Source organism: Streptococcus parasanguinis (genome assembly GCF_015557775.1).
Classification (GTDB): Bacteria; Bacillota; Bacilli; order Lactobacillales; family Streptococcaceae; genus Streptococcus; species Streptococcus parasanguinis_AA.
In genome coordinates this window covers 33,297-49,589 of record NZ_JADNOY010000006.1, presented here as the reverse complement: position 1 = coordinate 49,589, position 16,293 = coordinate 33,297, and the positions used below count along the sequence as shown (strand labels likewise).

General features: G+C 44.3%; 13 protein-coding genes and 1 pseudogene. 12 read left to right on the top strand and 2 right to left on the bottom strand.

Going from position 1 to position 16,293, the window contains the following annotated elements; genetic code table 11:
- On the bottom strand, positions 1-2,946 hold a 2,946-nt coding region (locus I2F76_RS08245), incomplete at its 3' end, for a Spy0128 family protein (protein WP_195487629.1).
- Between the two features lie 194 nt (positions 2,947-3,140).
- Here I2F76_RS08245 and recJ point away from each other — a divergent pair.
- The 5 genes from recJ (at position 3,141) to I2F76_RS08220 (ending at position 8,368) form a co-directional block, all read left to right on the top strand.
- Positions 3,141-5,366 (top strand): single-stranded-DNA-specific exonuclease RecJ, encoded by a 2,226-nt coding sequence (recJ, locus tag I2F76_RS08240; RefSeq protein ID WP_195487628.1) that lies wholly within the window; start codon positions 3,141-3,143, stop codon positions 5,364-5,366.
- Positions 5,363-5,956 (top strand): TipC family immunity protein, encoded by a 594-nt coding sequence (locus I2F76_RS08235; protein ID WP_155172178.1) that lies wholly within the window; start codon positions 5,363-5,365, stop codon positions 5,954-5,956. The genes recJ and I2F76_RS08235 overlap by 4 nt, the downstream gene beginning before the upstream one ends.
- A 160-nt stretch (positions 5,957-6,116) precedes the next feature.
- On the top strand, positions 6,117-6,629 hold the full coding sequence (locus tag I2F76_RS08230) for an adenine phosphoribosyltransferase (protein ID WP_003007878.1): 513 nt from the start codon (positions 6,117-6,119) through the stop codon (positions 6,627-6,629).
- 101 nt (positions 6,630-6,730) lie between these two features.
- Positions 6,731-7,675 carry a homoserine O-acetyltransferase MetA gene (metA, locus tag I2F76_RS08225; protein ID WP_061591464.1) on the top strand — a complete coding sequence of 315 codons (945 nt, stop codon included), beginning with the start codon at positions 6,731-6,733 and terminating at the stop codon, positions 7,673-7,675.
- Between the two features lie 9 nt (positions 7,676-7,684).
- Positions 7,685-8,368 (top strand): DnaD domain-containing protein, encoded by a 684-nt coding sequence (locus I2F76_RS08220; protein WP_045759626.1) that lies wholly within the window; start codon positions 7,685-7,687, stop codon positions 8,366-8,368.
- 317 nt (positions 8,369-8,685) lie between these two features.
- Here I2F76_RS08220 and add read toward each other — a convergent pair whose 3' ends face one another.
- Positions 8,686-9,705 carry an adenosine deaminase gene (add, locus tag I2F76_RS08215; protein ID WP_045759625.1) on the bottom strand — a complete coding sequence of 340 codons (1,020 nt, stop codon included), beginning with the start codon at positions 9,703-9,705 and terminating at the stop codon, positions 8,686-8,688.
- A 138-nt stretch (positions 9,706-9,843) separates the two neighbouring features.
- Between add and yghU the strand changes: the two genes are divergently transcribed.
- The 7 genes and pseudogenes from yghU (at position 9,844) to I2F76_RS08180 (ending at position 16,108) form a co-directional block, all read left to right on the top strand.
- Complete coding sequence (gene yghU / locus I2F76_RS08210) at positions 9,844-10,632, top strand: glutathione-dependent disulfide-bond oxidoreductase (protein WP_049475298.1); 789 nt, start codon at positions 9,844-9,846, stop codon at positions 10,630-10,632.
- 270 nt (positions 10,633-10,902) lie between these two features.
- Positions 10,903-11,592, top strand: a complete 690-nt coding sequence (locus I2F76_RS08205; protein WP_195487627.1) for a tRNA (adenine(22)-N(1))-methyltransferase — start codon at positions 10,903-10,905, stop codon at positions 11,590-11,592.
- Positions 11,579-12,376, top strand: coding sequence for a Nif3-like dinuclear metal center hexameric protein (locus I2F76_RS08200; protein WP_195487626.1), 798 nt, complete (start codon positions 11,579-11,581; stop codon positions 12,374-12,376). The genes I2F76_RS08205 and I2F76_RS08200 overlap by 14 nt, the downstream gene beginning before the upstream one ends.
- Positions 12,377-12,382: 6 nt before the next feature.
- Positions 12,383-13,474 carry an NAD(P)/FAD-dependent oxidoreductase gene (locus tag I2F76_RS08195; protein WP_045759621.1) on the top strand — a complete coding sequence of 364 codons (1,092 nt, stop codon included), beginning with the start codon at positions 12,383-12,385 and terminating at the stop codon, positions 13,472-13,474.
- 252 nt (positions 13,475-13,726) lie between these two features.
- Positions 13,727-14,553, top strand: a pseudogene (locus tag I2F76_RS08190) (ZIP family metal transporter).
- A 92-nt stretch (positions 14,554-14,645) separates the two neighbouring features.
- Entirely contained in the window at positions 14,646-15,515 is an 870-nt protein-coding gene (gene rfbA / locus I2F76_RS08185) for a glucose-1-phosphate thymidylyltransferase RfbA (RefSeq protein ID WP_003002772.1), read from the top strand.
- Positions 15,515-16,108, top strand: a complete 594-nt coding sequence (locus I2F76_RS08180; protein WP_045759620.1) for a dTDP-4-dehydrorhamnose 3,5-epimerase family protein — start codon at positions 15,515-15,517, stop codon at positions 16,106-16,108. The genes rfbA and I2F76_RS08180 overlap by 1 nt, the downstream gene beginning before the upstream one ends.
- Positions 16,109-16,293 lie beyond the last annotated feature (185 nt).

The following is a 16,293-nucleotide window of genomic DNA, read 5'->3' as shown; positions in this document are numbered from 1 at the left end:
TTTCTTACCGTCGTATTGCACATCCGCATTCAATTGTCCAGTTTCATCTTTTGTGACAGTCACTGTTACAGTATGAACAGACTCATCATAAGTGATCGCTGATTCTGGTGTAGCTGGTTTTTGTTCAACAATTGTATAGGTGAAAGTACCAGCTTCATTAAAGCTTACTGGATTGAAGAGAATATCCCCATTCTCACCATTTGTCTTGGTATCAACGAGCGTACCATTTTGATCCTTGAGAAGGAAAGTAAACTCATTTGCTTTCAATGTACGATCGCTCGAACCGTTGATCGCCAATACTTTTTTAGCCTTGAATTGAGCTGTCGTTGGTTTCACTGTTGGAGGAACAGGCGCTGGAGGTGTATAAGTGTTGGTAAAAGTAGGAGTATCCTTCTTACCGTCGTATTGCACATCCGCATTCAATTGTCCAGTTTCATCTTTTGTGACAGTCACTGTTACAGTATGAACAGATTCATCATAAGTAATCGCTGATTCCGGTGTAGCTGGTTTTTGTTCAACGATTGTGTAGGTGAAAGTACCAGCTTCATTAAAGGTTACTGGATTGAAGAGAATATCACCATTCTCACCATTTGTCTTGGTATCAACGAGCGTACCATTTTGATCCTTGAGAAGGAAAGTAAACTCATTTGCTTTCAATGTACGATCGCTCGAACCATTGATCGCCAATACTTTTTTAGCCTTGAATTGAGCTGTCGTTGGTTTCACTGTTGGAGGAACAGGAGTTGGAGGTGTTTTCGTATTTGTAAACGTATCTCCTTTTTCAGCATCCCCACCTGAGTAAGTCACAGTAGCGACGAGTTTGTCGTTTGCTTTCTTCACATCGACAGTAGCCGTGATGCTTTGTGTGCTATAGTTGATAGAAGCATCCGTACCTTTATTTTCGGTAATGGTATAAGTATGTGTTCCTTCTTCACTATAAGAAAGGTCCTTAAAGGTTACAGTACCATTTGCCTTGTTCTTGGCAGTTTCAAGGGTATTGTTTCCTTCTTTCAAGACAAATTCAAATTGATCGTCTGTCAACGGTAAGGATGTTTCACCTTCTTTAAGGAGCTTGTTCACTTGAAGTGTAGCTTTTACACTTTCTGTTTTAGGAGCTTCTTTTTTGTTGGTGAACGTATCTGTGCCAGTTTGACCATCAGAGTAGGTGGCTTGTTCTACAACCAAGGCATTGTCTTTTTCAACCACTACAACCGTAGCTGTGATGGTTTTATCACTGTAGGTAATGGTTTTGTCCGTACCTTTTGTTTCAGTGATCGTATATTTGAATGTCCCTGCTTTATCTACAGTGATGTTATCAAAAGTAATCGAACCATTTTTTTGGTTCTTAGCTGTAGCAACAACTTTATCGTTTGCATCTTTTGCAACAAATTCAAAGTCATCGCCCTTGAGTTCACCACCTTCAAATGCTTTTTTAAGGTTTAAGGTCACCTTAGCATTTGAAACTTTTGGTTTGTTTTGAGTATTGGTGATCGTATTTTTTTGTTCACCATCTCCACCTGAGTAAGTGACACTAGCAACGAGTTCATCATTTACTTTTTTCACATCAACTGTAGCTTTAACGACTTGTGTACTATAGTTGATACTAGCATCTGTACCTTTATTTTCGGTAATGGTATAAGTATGTGTTCCTTCTTTATTGAAGGTCAGAGAATTAAAGTTAACAGTGCCATCTGCTTTGTTTTTAGCAGTTTCAACTACCGTATTATTTTCATCTTTCAAGACAAACTCAAATTGACCTTCTGTAATCGGAAGTTGTGTATGTTCCTGATCACTGGCTACTTCGAAAGCTTTTTTTACAACAAGATTTGCTGAAACCGGGCTAATAGTTGGTTCGCTATTGAAAACTTTAGCATCGGCTGAGGCAGCTTTATTCACCCAAGTGTTTTCTTTTGAAACACTTTCTTGGTGTTGATCACTTTTTAGGCTAGCTACATTAGTAACACTCTTAATTTGATCAGCATGTTGCAACAGTGTTTGGTAAGAAAGAGTAATTACATCTGTTGATGCATTTTTAAATTGGTCACTAATCTTAGTTAGATCAAGTTTAAATCCGTGTTCAGTCCACTCAATATATGGTTCTAACCCAAGGCCAGCCATTGGGACTCCATTGGCAACAAAAGTTTTTCCATTAACCCTCAAGTCAAATGAAGCAGGAAGATAAGTTCCTCCCTTAAAGTATTGAGCAACATCTTGTCCTTTAGCAGATTTAATACGGCTAAAATCAAGTGATGGAAGGTTAGGCATTTGGTCAGTAAAGACAATGCTTGATGCAGGTGCTTGTTTATCGACAGCATTATTTACTGAGATATGCCAAGTTAAAAACCCATCTGCTTGTTCATCAGTTACTGTTAAAGTATCTCTCCAGTCAGGAATTCCTGTTGGTCCCCAAATTTTCTGAGCATGTTGTAAATTAGTATTATCAGTAGCACCAGAATTGTACTTTTTAATTGGAAGTAATAATGGAACTGGGCCCTGTCCAGAACGTTTAACGATAACGGATTCGGTACCGATTTTAATCGTTCGTTCTTGATCTTTTCCGGTCGTATTGTCTTTATCCCATTTGTAATAGAAGGAGACATTTCCTTCAGCCCCTTTATTTCCACCTTTAACAAAGGTGATGGTTAGGGTCTTTCCGTCGTCTGAGACTTTACCAGTTGCGATCTCTTCTCCCTTTTCGTTCTTCATTGAATTGAAGGCAGAAGAAGCGAATTTGACGTCTTCTGGCATAGAAATTTTAAAGGTATCACCTATTTCTACGCCAGTTTCGATTTCCCAGTGGTAAGAGATTTGATCTCCGTCCAATTTTGCTTGGGTTATCTTTACTTGGGTTGTTAATTCTTTTGCTTGTGTTACTTTACTTCCTGCTACAAACAGTAAAAGCACAGCAGCTAGCAATGAAAAAACAACTAAAATTGGTTTTTTCATAATTCCTCCTAATTTTTAGTATTACCAAACAAGTCCATTGTACTAATATATAGTAATAAAGTCAAAGAAAAAACACTATTTTATTATACTGTTTTGTCATAATGATTTTATACCAAAAAAATCGTTTATTTCCCGCCATTTTAGCCTTTCATGTTATAATATTCAGATAGGAAAAAGAGGAGACCAAAAGCTAGATGATCACTTCAAAATACGATTGGCAGTTAGCTTCGCCAAGTGCAGATGAGGCCTTTTTAGCCCTTGCCAAAAAAGCAGGCCTAGAAGCATCTGTAGCAACCTTGCTGTATGAGCGTGGTATTCAGACCAAAGAGGATTTAGAAGACTTTTTAGAACCCAAGCTGGAGAAGCTACACGACCCTTATTTGCTCCATGATATGGACAAGGCAGTGGGGCGCATCCGACGGGCCATCGAAGATTATGAGCAAATCTTGATTTATGGTGACTATGATGCGGACGGGATGACTTCGGCCTCTATTATGAAGGAAACTTTGGAGCAGATGGGAGCAGAGGTGCAAGTCTACCTACCCAACCGCTTCACAGACGGCTATGGTCCCAATGAGAGTGTCTACAAATACTTTATCGAGCAGCAAGGCATTTCCCTGATTGTCACGGTGGACAATGGTGTGGCGGGCAATCAAGCCATTGCCATGGCTCAAGCAATGGGGGTTGATGTTATCGTGACGGACCACCACTCGATGCCAGAGGACTTGCCGGATGCTTATGCGATCATCCATCCGGAGCATCCAGATGCGGATTATCCCTTCCATTATCTAGCAGGATGTGGTGTGGCCTTTAAGTTGGCCTGTGCCCTCCTAGAGGAAGTACCAGTCGATCTCTTAGACCTGGTAGCAATTGGGACCATTGCTGACATGGTCAGCCTGACAGATGAGAATCGGATTCTGGTCAAATACGGCCTGGGTGTTCTCCAACATACCCAGCGCATGGGCTTGCAGGAACTCTTGGAGATCGCAGGGATTCGTCCGGAGGATATCAATGAAGAAACAGTTGGTTTTCAGATTGCTCCTCGTCTCAATGCCCTTGGACGCCTCGATGATCCCAATCCGGCCATTGAACTCCTGACAGGATTTGACGATGAAGAGGCGCACGAGATTGCCCTCATGATTCATCAAAAGAATGAAGAACGTAAAGAAATTGTCCAAAGCATCTATGACGAAGCTAAAACTATGGTCGATCCGAGCTTGTCCGCCCAAGTCTTGGCCAAGGAAGGCTGGAATCCAGGGGTCCTTGGTATTGTAGCTGGCCGTCTATTAGAAGAGCTTCATCAGCCAGTAGTTGTTTTAAGCATCGAAGATGGGCGTGCTAAAGGAAGCGCTCGGAGTCCTGAGTCGGTCAATATCTTTGATGCCCTCGCTCCCCACCGGTCGCTCTTTGTCGCCTTTGGCGGGCATGCCGGTGCAGCAGGGATGACCTTAGATGTGGACCAACTCCCTTCCTTGTCTCAGGCCCTTACGGATTATATTCGAGAGCAAGAGATTGATCTCAGTAGCAAGTCCACCTTAGCCATCGATGAGGAACTACATCTAACAGAACTAACGCTTGAGACCTTGAAAAACTTTGATCGCTTGAGCCCTTTTGGCATGGACAATAAAAAACCAGTCTTTCTGGTCCGTAATTTCAAGGTAGAAGGGGCACGCTCGATGGGAGCTGGCAATACCCACTTGAAACTCAAGATCTCTCAAGAAGATGCGACCTTTGAGGTGGTTGCCTTTGGCTTGGGAAGTTTAGAGGCAGAGTTTGCGCAAGCGCAAGACCTAGAGCTAGCCGTGCAGTTGTCGGTCAACCAATGGAATGGCCAAACAACCCTTCAGCTCATGTTGGTTGATGCGCGTGTGGACGGCGTGCAGCTCTTTAATATCCGCTCTAAAAATGTCAGCCTCCCCGCAGGTGTTCCCGTTCTGGATTTTACTAAAGAATTGCCAGATCTATCTGGGGCATCCGCTGTGGTGGTTGGAAATATCCCAGAGGATATAGAGCAACTACGGCAAATCTTCCAAGAGCATGATTTGCAAGCCGTCTATTTCAAAAATGAGATCTCCAAAGCCTACTATCTGACAGGATACGGTAGCAGGGACCAGTATGCCAAGCTCTATAAGACCATCTACCAGTACCCAGAGTTTGATGTCCGCTACAAACTCAAAGACCTAGCAGCCTATCTCAAGATCCAGCAGATCCTCTTGGTCAAAATGATTCAGATCTTCCAAGAGCTGGGCTTCGTGACCATTGAAAATGGCATCATGAAGGTCAATAAAGAAGCAGAAAAACGAGAAATCGCAGAGAGCAGCATCTACCAAAACCTCAAACAAACCGTTAAAGAACAGGAGTTGATGGCCCTTGGAACGGTTCGTGAAATCTACGACTACCTGACAGGTCAGGCCTCATGAAAAAACACCTAAAAAAATTTCTCTGGCTCACTCCTATCCTACTTTTTTGCCTTTATTGGTTGGGAATCTACCTGAGCTTGAAGAACCCCATGGAAGAAATTAACTACTCCGAAAATGGTGGGATGATGCGCTATGTGATGTTTAAGCCCTTTACAGAAACGATAGGAAATGATGGTATCTGGAAAGAAGATGAGGGATTTCAAACCTACCCTTATTCAAAAGGAATTGTTGATGGAAACGAAGACCAGTCCGTGATGATGTTTAGAGGAACTCCCAACTGGACCTATATGTATGATTTTAAATTGGAAAAAGGTGTGACACTCGGATTTATATTTAAATACGACTCGTCAAAAAAGCTGTTTTTTCAGAAGGAGGTCTACCTTTCTAAAGAAGATACTACCTACGAGGGCCAGCAACTCCTTGATCAACTTGCCACCTATGGCAAAGACCGGACTTGGTTGAAAAAGCAAAGTAAGAAAGTGGCCGAGCAATACATCCTTGGTACCTGGTTCAAAAATGGAAGTTCCCGTTATTCCCTGAAAAACTTGGGAGATATGAAAATCGAGTACAACAAATTGATAGAAGAATAGTAAGTTTTTTTGGGAATCCAATCTCACATCATTTCTCGGATGTGGGATTTTTGCTTTTGACGCGGGAGCTTGGGAAAATGATTTGGCAAAAAATGATGCAAGTTAGTAGAATTCATGATATAATGGAATGTAAAAAATTTTTTATGAAAGAAAGTTAACCATGAATTTAAAAGATTACATTGCAAGCATTGAAAACTATCCACAAGAAGGAATTACCTTCCGTGATATCAGCCCTTTGATGGCAGATGGTAATGCTTATAGTTATGCGATTCGTGAAATCGTTCAATACGCAACGGATAAGAAAATCGACATGATCGTTGGTCCTGAAGCGCGTGGGTTCATCGTTGGATGTCCGGTAGCTTTTGAGCTCGGTATTGGTTTTGCGCCTGTTCGTAAGCCTGGTAAATTGCCACGTGAAGTTATTTCTGCTGACTACGAAAAAGAATACGGTGTGGATACCCTCTGCATGCACGCAGATGCCATCAAACCAGGCCAACGCGTCCTCATCGTTGATGACCTTTTGGCTACGGGTGGTACCGTTAAAGCAACCATCGAAATGATCGAAAAACTCGGTGGCGTCGTTGCAGGGTGTGCCTTCTTGATCGAGTTGGATGAATTGAAAGGTCGCGAAGCGATCGGCGATTACGACTACAAAGTCTTGATGCATTACTAATATAGTCTAATACTATAACTGGCTACAGAAAAACCATAATTGAAAACTATAAGCTCCTATCATATAATGTTAGTTAAGAACTTGTAAGATGGGAGCTTTTTATGCCAATTACTCTAGATAAAAAATTACCAGCAGTCGATATCCTTCGTTCAGAAAATATTTTTGTCATGGATGATGTTCGAGCAACTCACCAGGATATTCGTCCTATAAATGTTCTGATTTTGAATCTCATGCCGACTAAGGAAGCAACTGAGACTCAACTGCTACGCCTCCTGGCCAATACGCCCTTGCAGATCAATGTAGAATTCCTCTATATGGCGAGCCATAAGTCTAAAAATACAGCGGCCGAGCATATGGAGAGTTTTTACAAGACTTTTGAGGATATCAAGGATAATTACTATGACGGCTTGATTGTGACGGGGGCGCCTGTCGAAAAGATGGACTTTGAGGAAGTGGACTACTGGGAAGAGTTGACCCAGGTCTTTGAATGGGCCAAGCGTCATGTTTTTTCTACCCTGCACCTCTGTTGGGGAGCCCAGGCTGGTCTGTACCACCGTTACGGGATTCAAAAAGTTGAGCTCTGTGACAAATTATCTGGCATCTATGACCAGGTAGTGGTGCGTCCTGAGAGTCTTCTCATGAGAGGCTTTGACGACCGTTTCCTTGCCCCTCATTCCCGCTATACCGATATTCCTTTGAAGGAAGTTCTGGAAAAGAGTAATCTTCAGGTGATCGCTCAGGGAAATGAGGTTGGGTTGTCCATCATTGCTAGTCCGGACATGCGTGAGGTGTATAGCTTTGGCCATCTGGAGTATGATCGCGATACGCTGGCGAAAGAATACCACCGAGATGTCAAGGCAGGCTTGGATCCAGCCCTTCCAAAAAATTACTTTGATGAGAATGATGCCAATACAGAACCTCGCATTCGTTGGAATCTTGCTGCGACGACCTTCTTTAGTAATTGGATCAACTATGCGGTTTATCAAGAAACACCTTACCGCTTGGAAGAATTGGAAAAAGATATTTCATTTTATGGTTACCTATAAAGGGGAATTATGACATATTCACAAGCATTTAAGTATGGCAACTTGGTTCTTCCAAGTGCCTTACTTTTTCATTATCATGAGTTATTTGACCAAGCAGATGACTACTTGGTTTGGCAGTTTTTCTTCCTTCAAAATACGACCGGTCAAGAGACCTTGACTCCCAATCAGATTGCCAGTCATCTAGGAAAAACCGTGACAGAGGTCAATCGTATCATGTCCAATTTGACCACCAAGGGACTCCTCCAATACCGGACTATTGAGCTCAATGGCGAGATTGAAGCCATCTTTGATGCGACCATTGCCCTGGAACGCTTGGATGAAATTTTAGAGGCTCAGACACAAGGGAAGACACAGAGTGCTCCTGCCAAGGGAAATGTCATCAAGGACTTGGTGGAAACCTTCCAACAAGAACTGGGACGACTCTTGACACCTTTTGAGATTGAAGACTTGACCAAGACTGTGCGCGAGGATCAGACAGATCCAGACGTGATCAAGGCAGCCCTACGAGAAGCTGTCTTTAACGGCAAGCCTCACTGGAAATATATCCAAGCTATTTTGCGAAACTGGCGCAGTGAAGGCATTAACAGCCTGGCCCAAGTAGAGGCGAAACTACAAGAACGCGAGCAAGCCAACCCACGCAATGTGACCGTTTCAGACGATTTCTTGAAGGCCATGGATTTGTGGAAGGATTAAAAAAACTAGTACTTAATTGAGTGCTAGCTGCAGAAGGAAGGTAAAGTTTTCCTAGAAACTTTCCTTATGTGATTAAGGACGTCAGAGAACTTCGAAGAAGTTCCATGACTTAGTTTTGAGCCTAAGGTCTCAAAACTCCCGAGTGCCTGAAACAATTACGTTTCAGGCACTTTTCTCACGGCGGAAAATTTTTAGTTTATACTTGAATAATATAAAAATAAGACATTACTTTTACTGAAACAAATAGGTTCTTAATTGAAAAAATATTTTTTAACCATTCAAAAAGCTAGCAGTCATATATTGCTAGCATTTTTTGTTTATAGATAGTCCGCGTAGGCTTTTTTTAGTTTGGTAAGGAGTTCTTGTTTTTCCTCTTCACTAGCAAAGGAAGCCTGGATGGCATCGACATTGTGCTGGTAAAAGTCAGTTTCCTTGGTTTGGAAGCGCTGATGGTAGAGGGCATATTCCTTGGTAAGATCGGTATCAGATACAGTCCGGTTATCGGTATTGATACTGATCCGAGCTCCGGCCGCCTTCATCTTCAAATAAGGAAAATCTTCTATATTCGGTGCTGCTTTTGTCTGTAAGTTGCTGGTCAAGCAGAGTTCACCAGTGACCCCATTTTCAATAAAGGATTGGAGTAAGTCCGGTTCATGAGATAGAGCTGTCACGTGGCCATTGCGTTTGATACCAAATGCAATCGATTGGGCAACAAAGTGTGGGCAATGACACTCACCTGCGTGAAGCGTCATGGGCCGATGGTAACTCTTGACTTGCTCAATTAGAGGTCGAATATCTTCTGGAGAGTAGTTGTGCTCATCCCCGGCAAAGTCAAAACCAACAAAATCCTGATCACTAACTTGGTTGGCTTCTGCAAGAATGCGAGATGTGACTTCTTGATCGGACTGGCGCATGCCACAGACCAAGGCTTTTGCAACAATGCCAAATTCATCCTGGGCTTGGCGCAGTCCTTCACAGACAGCATCGATTGTTTCTGGAACAGTGAGCCCTTGGTCCATGGACAATTCTGGGGCAAAACGAACCTCAATGTAGACGACATTTTCCAAAGCAGCTTGCTTGGCCACATCGTAAGCAGCAAGGGTCAAGGCTTCCTTGGTTTGAAGGAGAGGGCGAATGTAGTCAAAGGCCTCCAAATAGTCCAAAAGATTCTCACAGTGGGCAGGTGCAGTGACATGGTGCTTGAGCTCCTCATCGCTAGCAGGGAGGTCAATATTGGCCATGGCTGCCAATTGGCGAATGGTCGGAAGAGACAAGGAACCGTCTAAGTGGCAGTGTAGTTCTGTCTTTGCCAAACTATGAAAGTCGATCGTGGACATGTTTTTTCTCCTTCAAAATGTATTTTTTCTATACTATCATTTTGCCAAGAAAAGTCAAGTAAAGCCAGCGTAGCAGATTTTTGAAACTAGCGATTGGATTTGATATGCTAGTAGTAACATAGACAAAGGAGAAAAGAGATGTCAGATTATCAATTACCAGAAGTATGGGAAGCACCGAGCCAAATGGGAGGAGCCTGGGGTGGCTTGAACCAACCAACAGCAGGTGCCCGCTTTGAACAAACCCTTCCAAAAGGCGACCAGCCTTTCCAACTCTATACCCTTCCAACACCCAATGGGATCAAGGCCACCATTATGTTGGAGGAACTCAAAGAGCTGGGAGTGGATGCAGGCTATGACGCTTATCGGATCAAGATTGGCGAGGGAGATCAGTTTGGAAGTGACTTTGTAGCCATCAATCCTAACTCGAAAATTCCGGCCATGTTAGATCAATCAGGCGATCAAGACATTCGTGTCTTTGAATCAGCTAATATCCTCCTGTATCTAGCCGAGAAATTTGGCAAATTAATCCCGACTGATCGGGCTAAACGGACAGAAGTGCTCAACTGGCTCTTCTGGCAGACAGGGGCTGCGCCATTTTTAGGTGGAGGCTTTGGGCATTTCTTCCACTATGCTCCTGAAAAAATCGAGTATGCCATCAATCGCTTTGCCATGGAAGCCAAACGTCAATTGGACCTACTGGACAAGGAACTGGCCACTAAACCTTATATCGCAGGAGATGACTATACCATTGCAGATATCGCCATCTGGTCTTGGTATGGCCGTCTAGCCCAAGACAAGGTCTGGGACCGTGCAGGAATTTTCTTAGATGTGAAGGAATATAAGCATCTGCAAGCTTGGACAGAGAAAATTGCCAATCGCCCAGCAGTGCAACGAGGCTTGGAAGTAGACTATAAGGAAATTGACTAAAGTCTAATATCGGCTTGTTGAGGATGATAGCGAGAGTTTCCGCCGTGAGTATAGCACATGAAACGTATAAGTTTCATGTGCCCGGAAGTTTTGAGACATTAGACTCAAAACTTAGTCATGGAACTTTGAAGAAGTTCGCTGACGTCCGGACTCACCTAAGGAAAGTCTAAAGTAATACCTTTCCATAATAGACAAGGCGCCGTTGCGCCTTTTTTTAATGGTGCAAACATGGTATACTAAAGGGTGGAATAAAAGTATAGAAAGTAGCACATGGAATTTACAAAATTATCAAATCGATTGGACTTGGTGGCTAGCTTCGTCCCAGCTGGAGCTCGTCTGTTGGACGTGGGGAGTGACCATGCTTATCTGCCAATCGCCCTCTTACAAGAAGGCAAGATTGAGGCTGCTATTGCTGGTGAAGTGGTAGAGGGGCCTTATCAATCTGCCCTCCAAAATGTCGCCGATAATGGTTTAGAGGACAAGATTGAGGTCCGCCTGGCCAATGGTTTGGCTGCCTTTGAACCAGCAGACGGCATTTCCTGTATCACCATTGCTGGTATGGGAGGACGCTTGATTGCAGACATCCTAGCCGCAGGTCTTGAGAAATTAGCCAATGTCTCTCGCTTGGTCCTACAGCCCAATAATCGTGAAGATGAACTGCGGGCTTGGTTAGTCGACCATGATTTCCACATTGTTGATGAAGCGATCTTGGAAGAAAATGAGAAGTTCTATGAGATCCTCGTGGTGGAACAGGGTTCTCAAGAGTTGACAGCCAAGGAACTGCATTTTGGTCCCTATTTGATGCGGGAACAAGCTCCAGCCTTTGTCCAAAAGTGGTCCAAGGAAGTAGAGAAATTAGCCTTTGCCTTGGAGCAGGTCCCAGCTGAAAATCAATCGGCCAGAGCATCGTTAGAAGAGCGCATCTCACAAATCAAGGAGGTTCTACATGTTAGCAAGTGAAGTCATCAAACGCTATGAAGCCTACTGTCCTCAGGAACTATCCATGGACGGAGATGTCCGTGGGCTACAGGTCGGCACTTTGCAAAAAGACATCCATAAGGTCATGGTGGCCTTAGATATCCGCGAGCAGACGGTGGCGGAAGCTATCGCTCATGGGGTGGACTTGATCATCGTCAAGCACGCGCCGATTTTCCGTCCCATCAAGGATTTGGTAGCTGATCGGGCTCAAAATCAGATCTATATCAATTTGATCAAGCACGATATCGCGGTCTATGTCAGCCATACCAATATTGACATTGTCCCAGATGGGCTCAACGATTGGTTCTGCCAGCTCTTGGACATTGAAGATACAGAGCCCCTCAGTATGACAGGGGAGGGATTCGGAATCGGCCGGATCGGTCGGGTAGCTACCCAAACCTTTGGTCAGTTGGCTAGCAAGGTTAAAGAAACCTTTGGTTTAGATGCTTTGCGCTTGGTTAGCTATGACCAGGCGGATTTGGATCGGGTCATCGAGCGCGTCGCTATTTGTGGAGGAAGTGGCCAGTCCTTTTACAAGGATGCTCTCGCCAAGGGAGCAGAGGTCTATATCACCGGAGATATCTACTATCACACGGCTCAGGACATGCTGAGCGATGGGCTCTTGGCCTTGGACCCAGGTCACCATATCGAAGTTCTCTTTGTGTCAAAACTAGTAGAAAAGCTCAATCAGTGGAAGGCTGAGGAAGCCTGGGAGATTGAAGTGATTGGCAGTCAAGCCAGCACCAATCCTTTTTATCATATCTAAGGGGTCATGATGAAAGTTGCCATTATCGGTGCAGGGATCGTGGGATCCACTGCAGCCTATTATTTATCTAAAGAAGCACAGGTGGATGTGACCGTCTATGACCATGGAGTCGGCCAAGCAACCAAGGCAGCAGCAGGTATTATCAGTCCCTGGTTTTCTAAACGGCGGAATAAGGCTTGGTATCGTCTTGCTCGTCTGGGGGCTGATTTCTACCAAGAATTGGTAGAGGACCTGGCCAAGGACGGAATTAAAACAGATTTTTACCAGCAGACCGGCGTCTATCTCCTCAAGAAAAAGGAGGACAAATTAGACGAACTTTATCTGTTGGCACTGAGTCGTCGGGAAGAATCTCCCTTGATCGGAGACTTAGCGATTTTAAACAAAGAAGAAGTGTGCCAACAATTCCCAGGTCTACAAGGCTTTGAACAGCTCCTTTATGCCTCAGGTGGAGCCCATGTAGAAGGAGCTCTTCTGACAGAAACTCTTCTGAAGGCAAGTGGCGCACGAGTGATCCAGGAAGAGGTTGCTTTGGCTATTACAGAGGATGGTTTTCAGATAGCAGGAGAAAGCTATGACAAAGTCATCCTGGCAACAGGAGCCTGGTTGGGTCAAATGCTCGAGCCACTTGGCTACCAAGTTGATGTCCGTCCTCAAAAAGGACAGTTGAGGGATTATCAGCTAGACCGAGATATTGCTGATTATCCAGTGGTCATGCCGGAAGGAGAGCTGGATATCATTCCCTTTCAGAAGGGTAAGATCAGTATGGGAGCCACCCATGAAAATGAGATGGGCTTTGACCTGACAGTGAATCAGGCTTTGTTAAATCAGATGGAAACAGAAGCCTTGGCCTACTATCCAGAACTCGCTCAAGCGGAAGTTATCGGGGAGCGCGTGGGTACGCGGGCCTACACCAGTGACTTTTCACCGTTCTGGGGAGCTGTTCCCGATCAAGCAGGTCTCTATGTCGCTAGTGGACTTGGTTCGTCTGGCCTCACAACAGGTCCCCTCATTGGTTGGCACCTAGCCCAACTCGTGGTAGGAGGAAATCTGCGCTTAGATCCAGCAGATTATCCAGTTGAACAGTATGTGAAGAAGTAGGTTGGGACAAAAGTCCTAGCCTCTCAACTGTCTTTGGATTGTCGAGCAAGACGCAGTGGTTGAGTGGGCTCTACTACGCTGATTTCATCAGCTTTTACAGCCCTACTCAACTGTGCGGAGGTGGGACGACGAAATCGAATTCTAACGAATTACCGATTTCTGTCCCACTCTCTTTTTTTCGAAAGACCTTCCGTAATTTGGCTAAAAATAGTAGAATAGAAGAAGTGAATCATCGAGAAAATGGGAGTTGTTATGAATTGGTTTCAATCGCAATCCGTGGTCTTACAGGCCTTTCTCGCAGGATTGTTTACATGGGGCTGTACCATTGTCGGGTCAGCCATCGTCTTTTTCTTCAAGCATATCAGTCGTAAGTTACTGGACATCATGATGGGCTTTGCGGCAGGGGTCATGATTGCGGCGTCATTTTGGTCCCTCTTGCAACCGTCGATTGAGTATGTGGAAAACTCTCCTATGGGAGCTTGGCTTGGTTGCCAGCGGCTATCGGTTTTTTAGCTGGAGGTTTTTTCCTCCGTTTGATCGACGCCATCGTCCCTCTCCTTCATATGACGAAGGAGATTGATGAGGCTGAGAGTATCCATACGCCGCGGGAGAAGAAGTTGTCTAAAACAATCCTCCTTTTTCTCGCCATTACCATTCATAATTTTCCAGAAGGCTTAGCAGTCGGAGTAGCCTTTGGAGCTCTGGCTAGCAATCCAAGTCCAGAAGCCTTTATCGGGGCGGTTGACCTGGCCATTGGGATTGGCTTGCAAAATATCCCAGAAGGGGCTGCTCTTTCAATCCCAATCCGGACGGATGGAAAATCCCGTCTCAATGCCTTTTATTGGGGATCTATGTCAGCCATCGTCGAGCCCATCGGAGCCCTCCTAGGAGCTGTGGCAGTCCTATCCATGACAGCCATCTTGCCTTATGCCCTTTCTTTTGCGGCAGGGGCGATGATCTTCGTAGTGGTTGAAGAGTTGATCCCAGATTCCCAGACAAATGGCAACACAGACGTTGCGACCCTTGGTCTCATGGTTGGCTTTGTCATTATGATGATCCTAGACGTCGGTTTGGGATAACCTGTCATCACCTTGTAACACAAATGCAAGGTGACTTTTTTATATAAACATGATAAAATAAGGGTAATGACTACGTAGAAAGGCCTAACATTATGAAAGGTATTATTTTAGCAGGGGGCTCAGGAACTCGCTTGTATCCATTGACACGTGCGGCTTCTAAGCAGTTGATGCCCATTTATGACAAACCAATGATCTACTATCCGCTGTCAACCCTTATGTTGGCTGGGATCAAAGATATCCTGATCATCTCGACGCCTCAAGACCTACCTCGTTTTGAAGAGCTTCTTGGAGATGGTTCTGAACTAGGAATTTCTCTCTCTTATGCAGAGCAACCAAGTCCAGATGGCTTGGCGCAAGCCTTCATCATCGGAGAAGACTTTATCGGTGACGATCATGTTGCCCTCATCCTTGGGGACAATATCTTCCACGGAAACGGCTTAACCAAGATGTTGCAACGGGCAGAAGCGAAGGAAAAAGGAGCGACTGTCTTTGGTTACCAAGTCAAAGATCCGGAACGCTTTGGTGTGGTAGAGTTTGACGCGGATATGAATGCCATCTCTATCGAAGAAAAACCAGAACATCCGAAATCAAACTTTGCGGTGACTGGTCTTTACTTCTATGACAATGATGTGGTAGAGATTGCCAAAAACATCAAACCAAGTCCTCGTGGAGAGCTTGAAATCACCGATGTCAACAAGGCATATTTGGAGCGTGGAGATCTCTCTGTTGAGCTCATGGGCCGTGGCTTTGCTTGGTTGGATACAGGAACTCATGAAAGTCTCTTGCAGGCTTCTCAATATATCGAGACTGTTCAACGTCTTCAGAATGTCCAAGTAGCTAACCTTGAGGAAATTGCCTATCGCATGGGTTATATCACCAAAGAACAAGTCCATGAATTAGCGCAATCACTGAAGAAAAACGAGTACGGACAATATTTGCTCCGTTTGATTGGAGAAGCTTAATGACAGAACAATTTTTCGAGAAAGAATTAGCAGCCCGCAAGATTGAAGCGATCCCAGGTTTGATGGAGTTTGATATTCCAGTTCGTGGGGACAACCGTGGTTGGTTCAAGGAAAACTTCCAAAAAGAGAAGATGCTTCCTCTTGGTTTTCCAGAAAGCTTCTTTGCGGAAGGCAAGTTGCAAAATAACATTTCATTCTCTCGTAAGAATGTATTGCGTGGCTTGCATGCAGAACCTTGGGACAAGTACATCTCTGTAGCAGATGAAGGAAAGGTTCTCGGTACTTGGGTAGACCTTCGTGAAGGTGAGACCTTTGGGAACACCTACCAAACCGTGATCGATGCTTCAAAAGGCATCTTCGTCCCTCGCGGTGTAGCGAATGGGTTCCAAGTTTTGACAGACAAAGTTGCCTATACATACTTGGTTAATGACTACTGGGCACTGGAGCTCAAGCCAAAATATGCATTTGTTAATTACGCAGACCCAAGCCTAGACATCCAATGGGAAAACTTGGAAGAAGTAGAAGTTTCAGAAGCTGACAAGAATCACCCATTACTCAAAGACGTTAAACCCCTCAAACCAGAGGATTTGTAAAAATGAAGCTCTTAAAACAATCAAGAAAATTATTATATAGTTTTTAGCTTTGCTATAAACGAGCGAAGCGAGCTATATGCTTAGCTTTCCGCCGTGAGAAAAGCACCTGAACCATTGTGTTTCAGGTGCTCGGAAGTTTTGAGACACTAGGCTCAAAACTTAGTCATGGAACTTCTTCGAAGTTC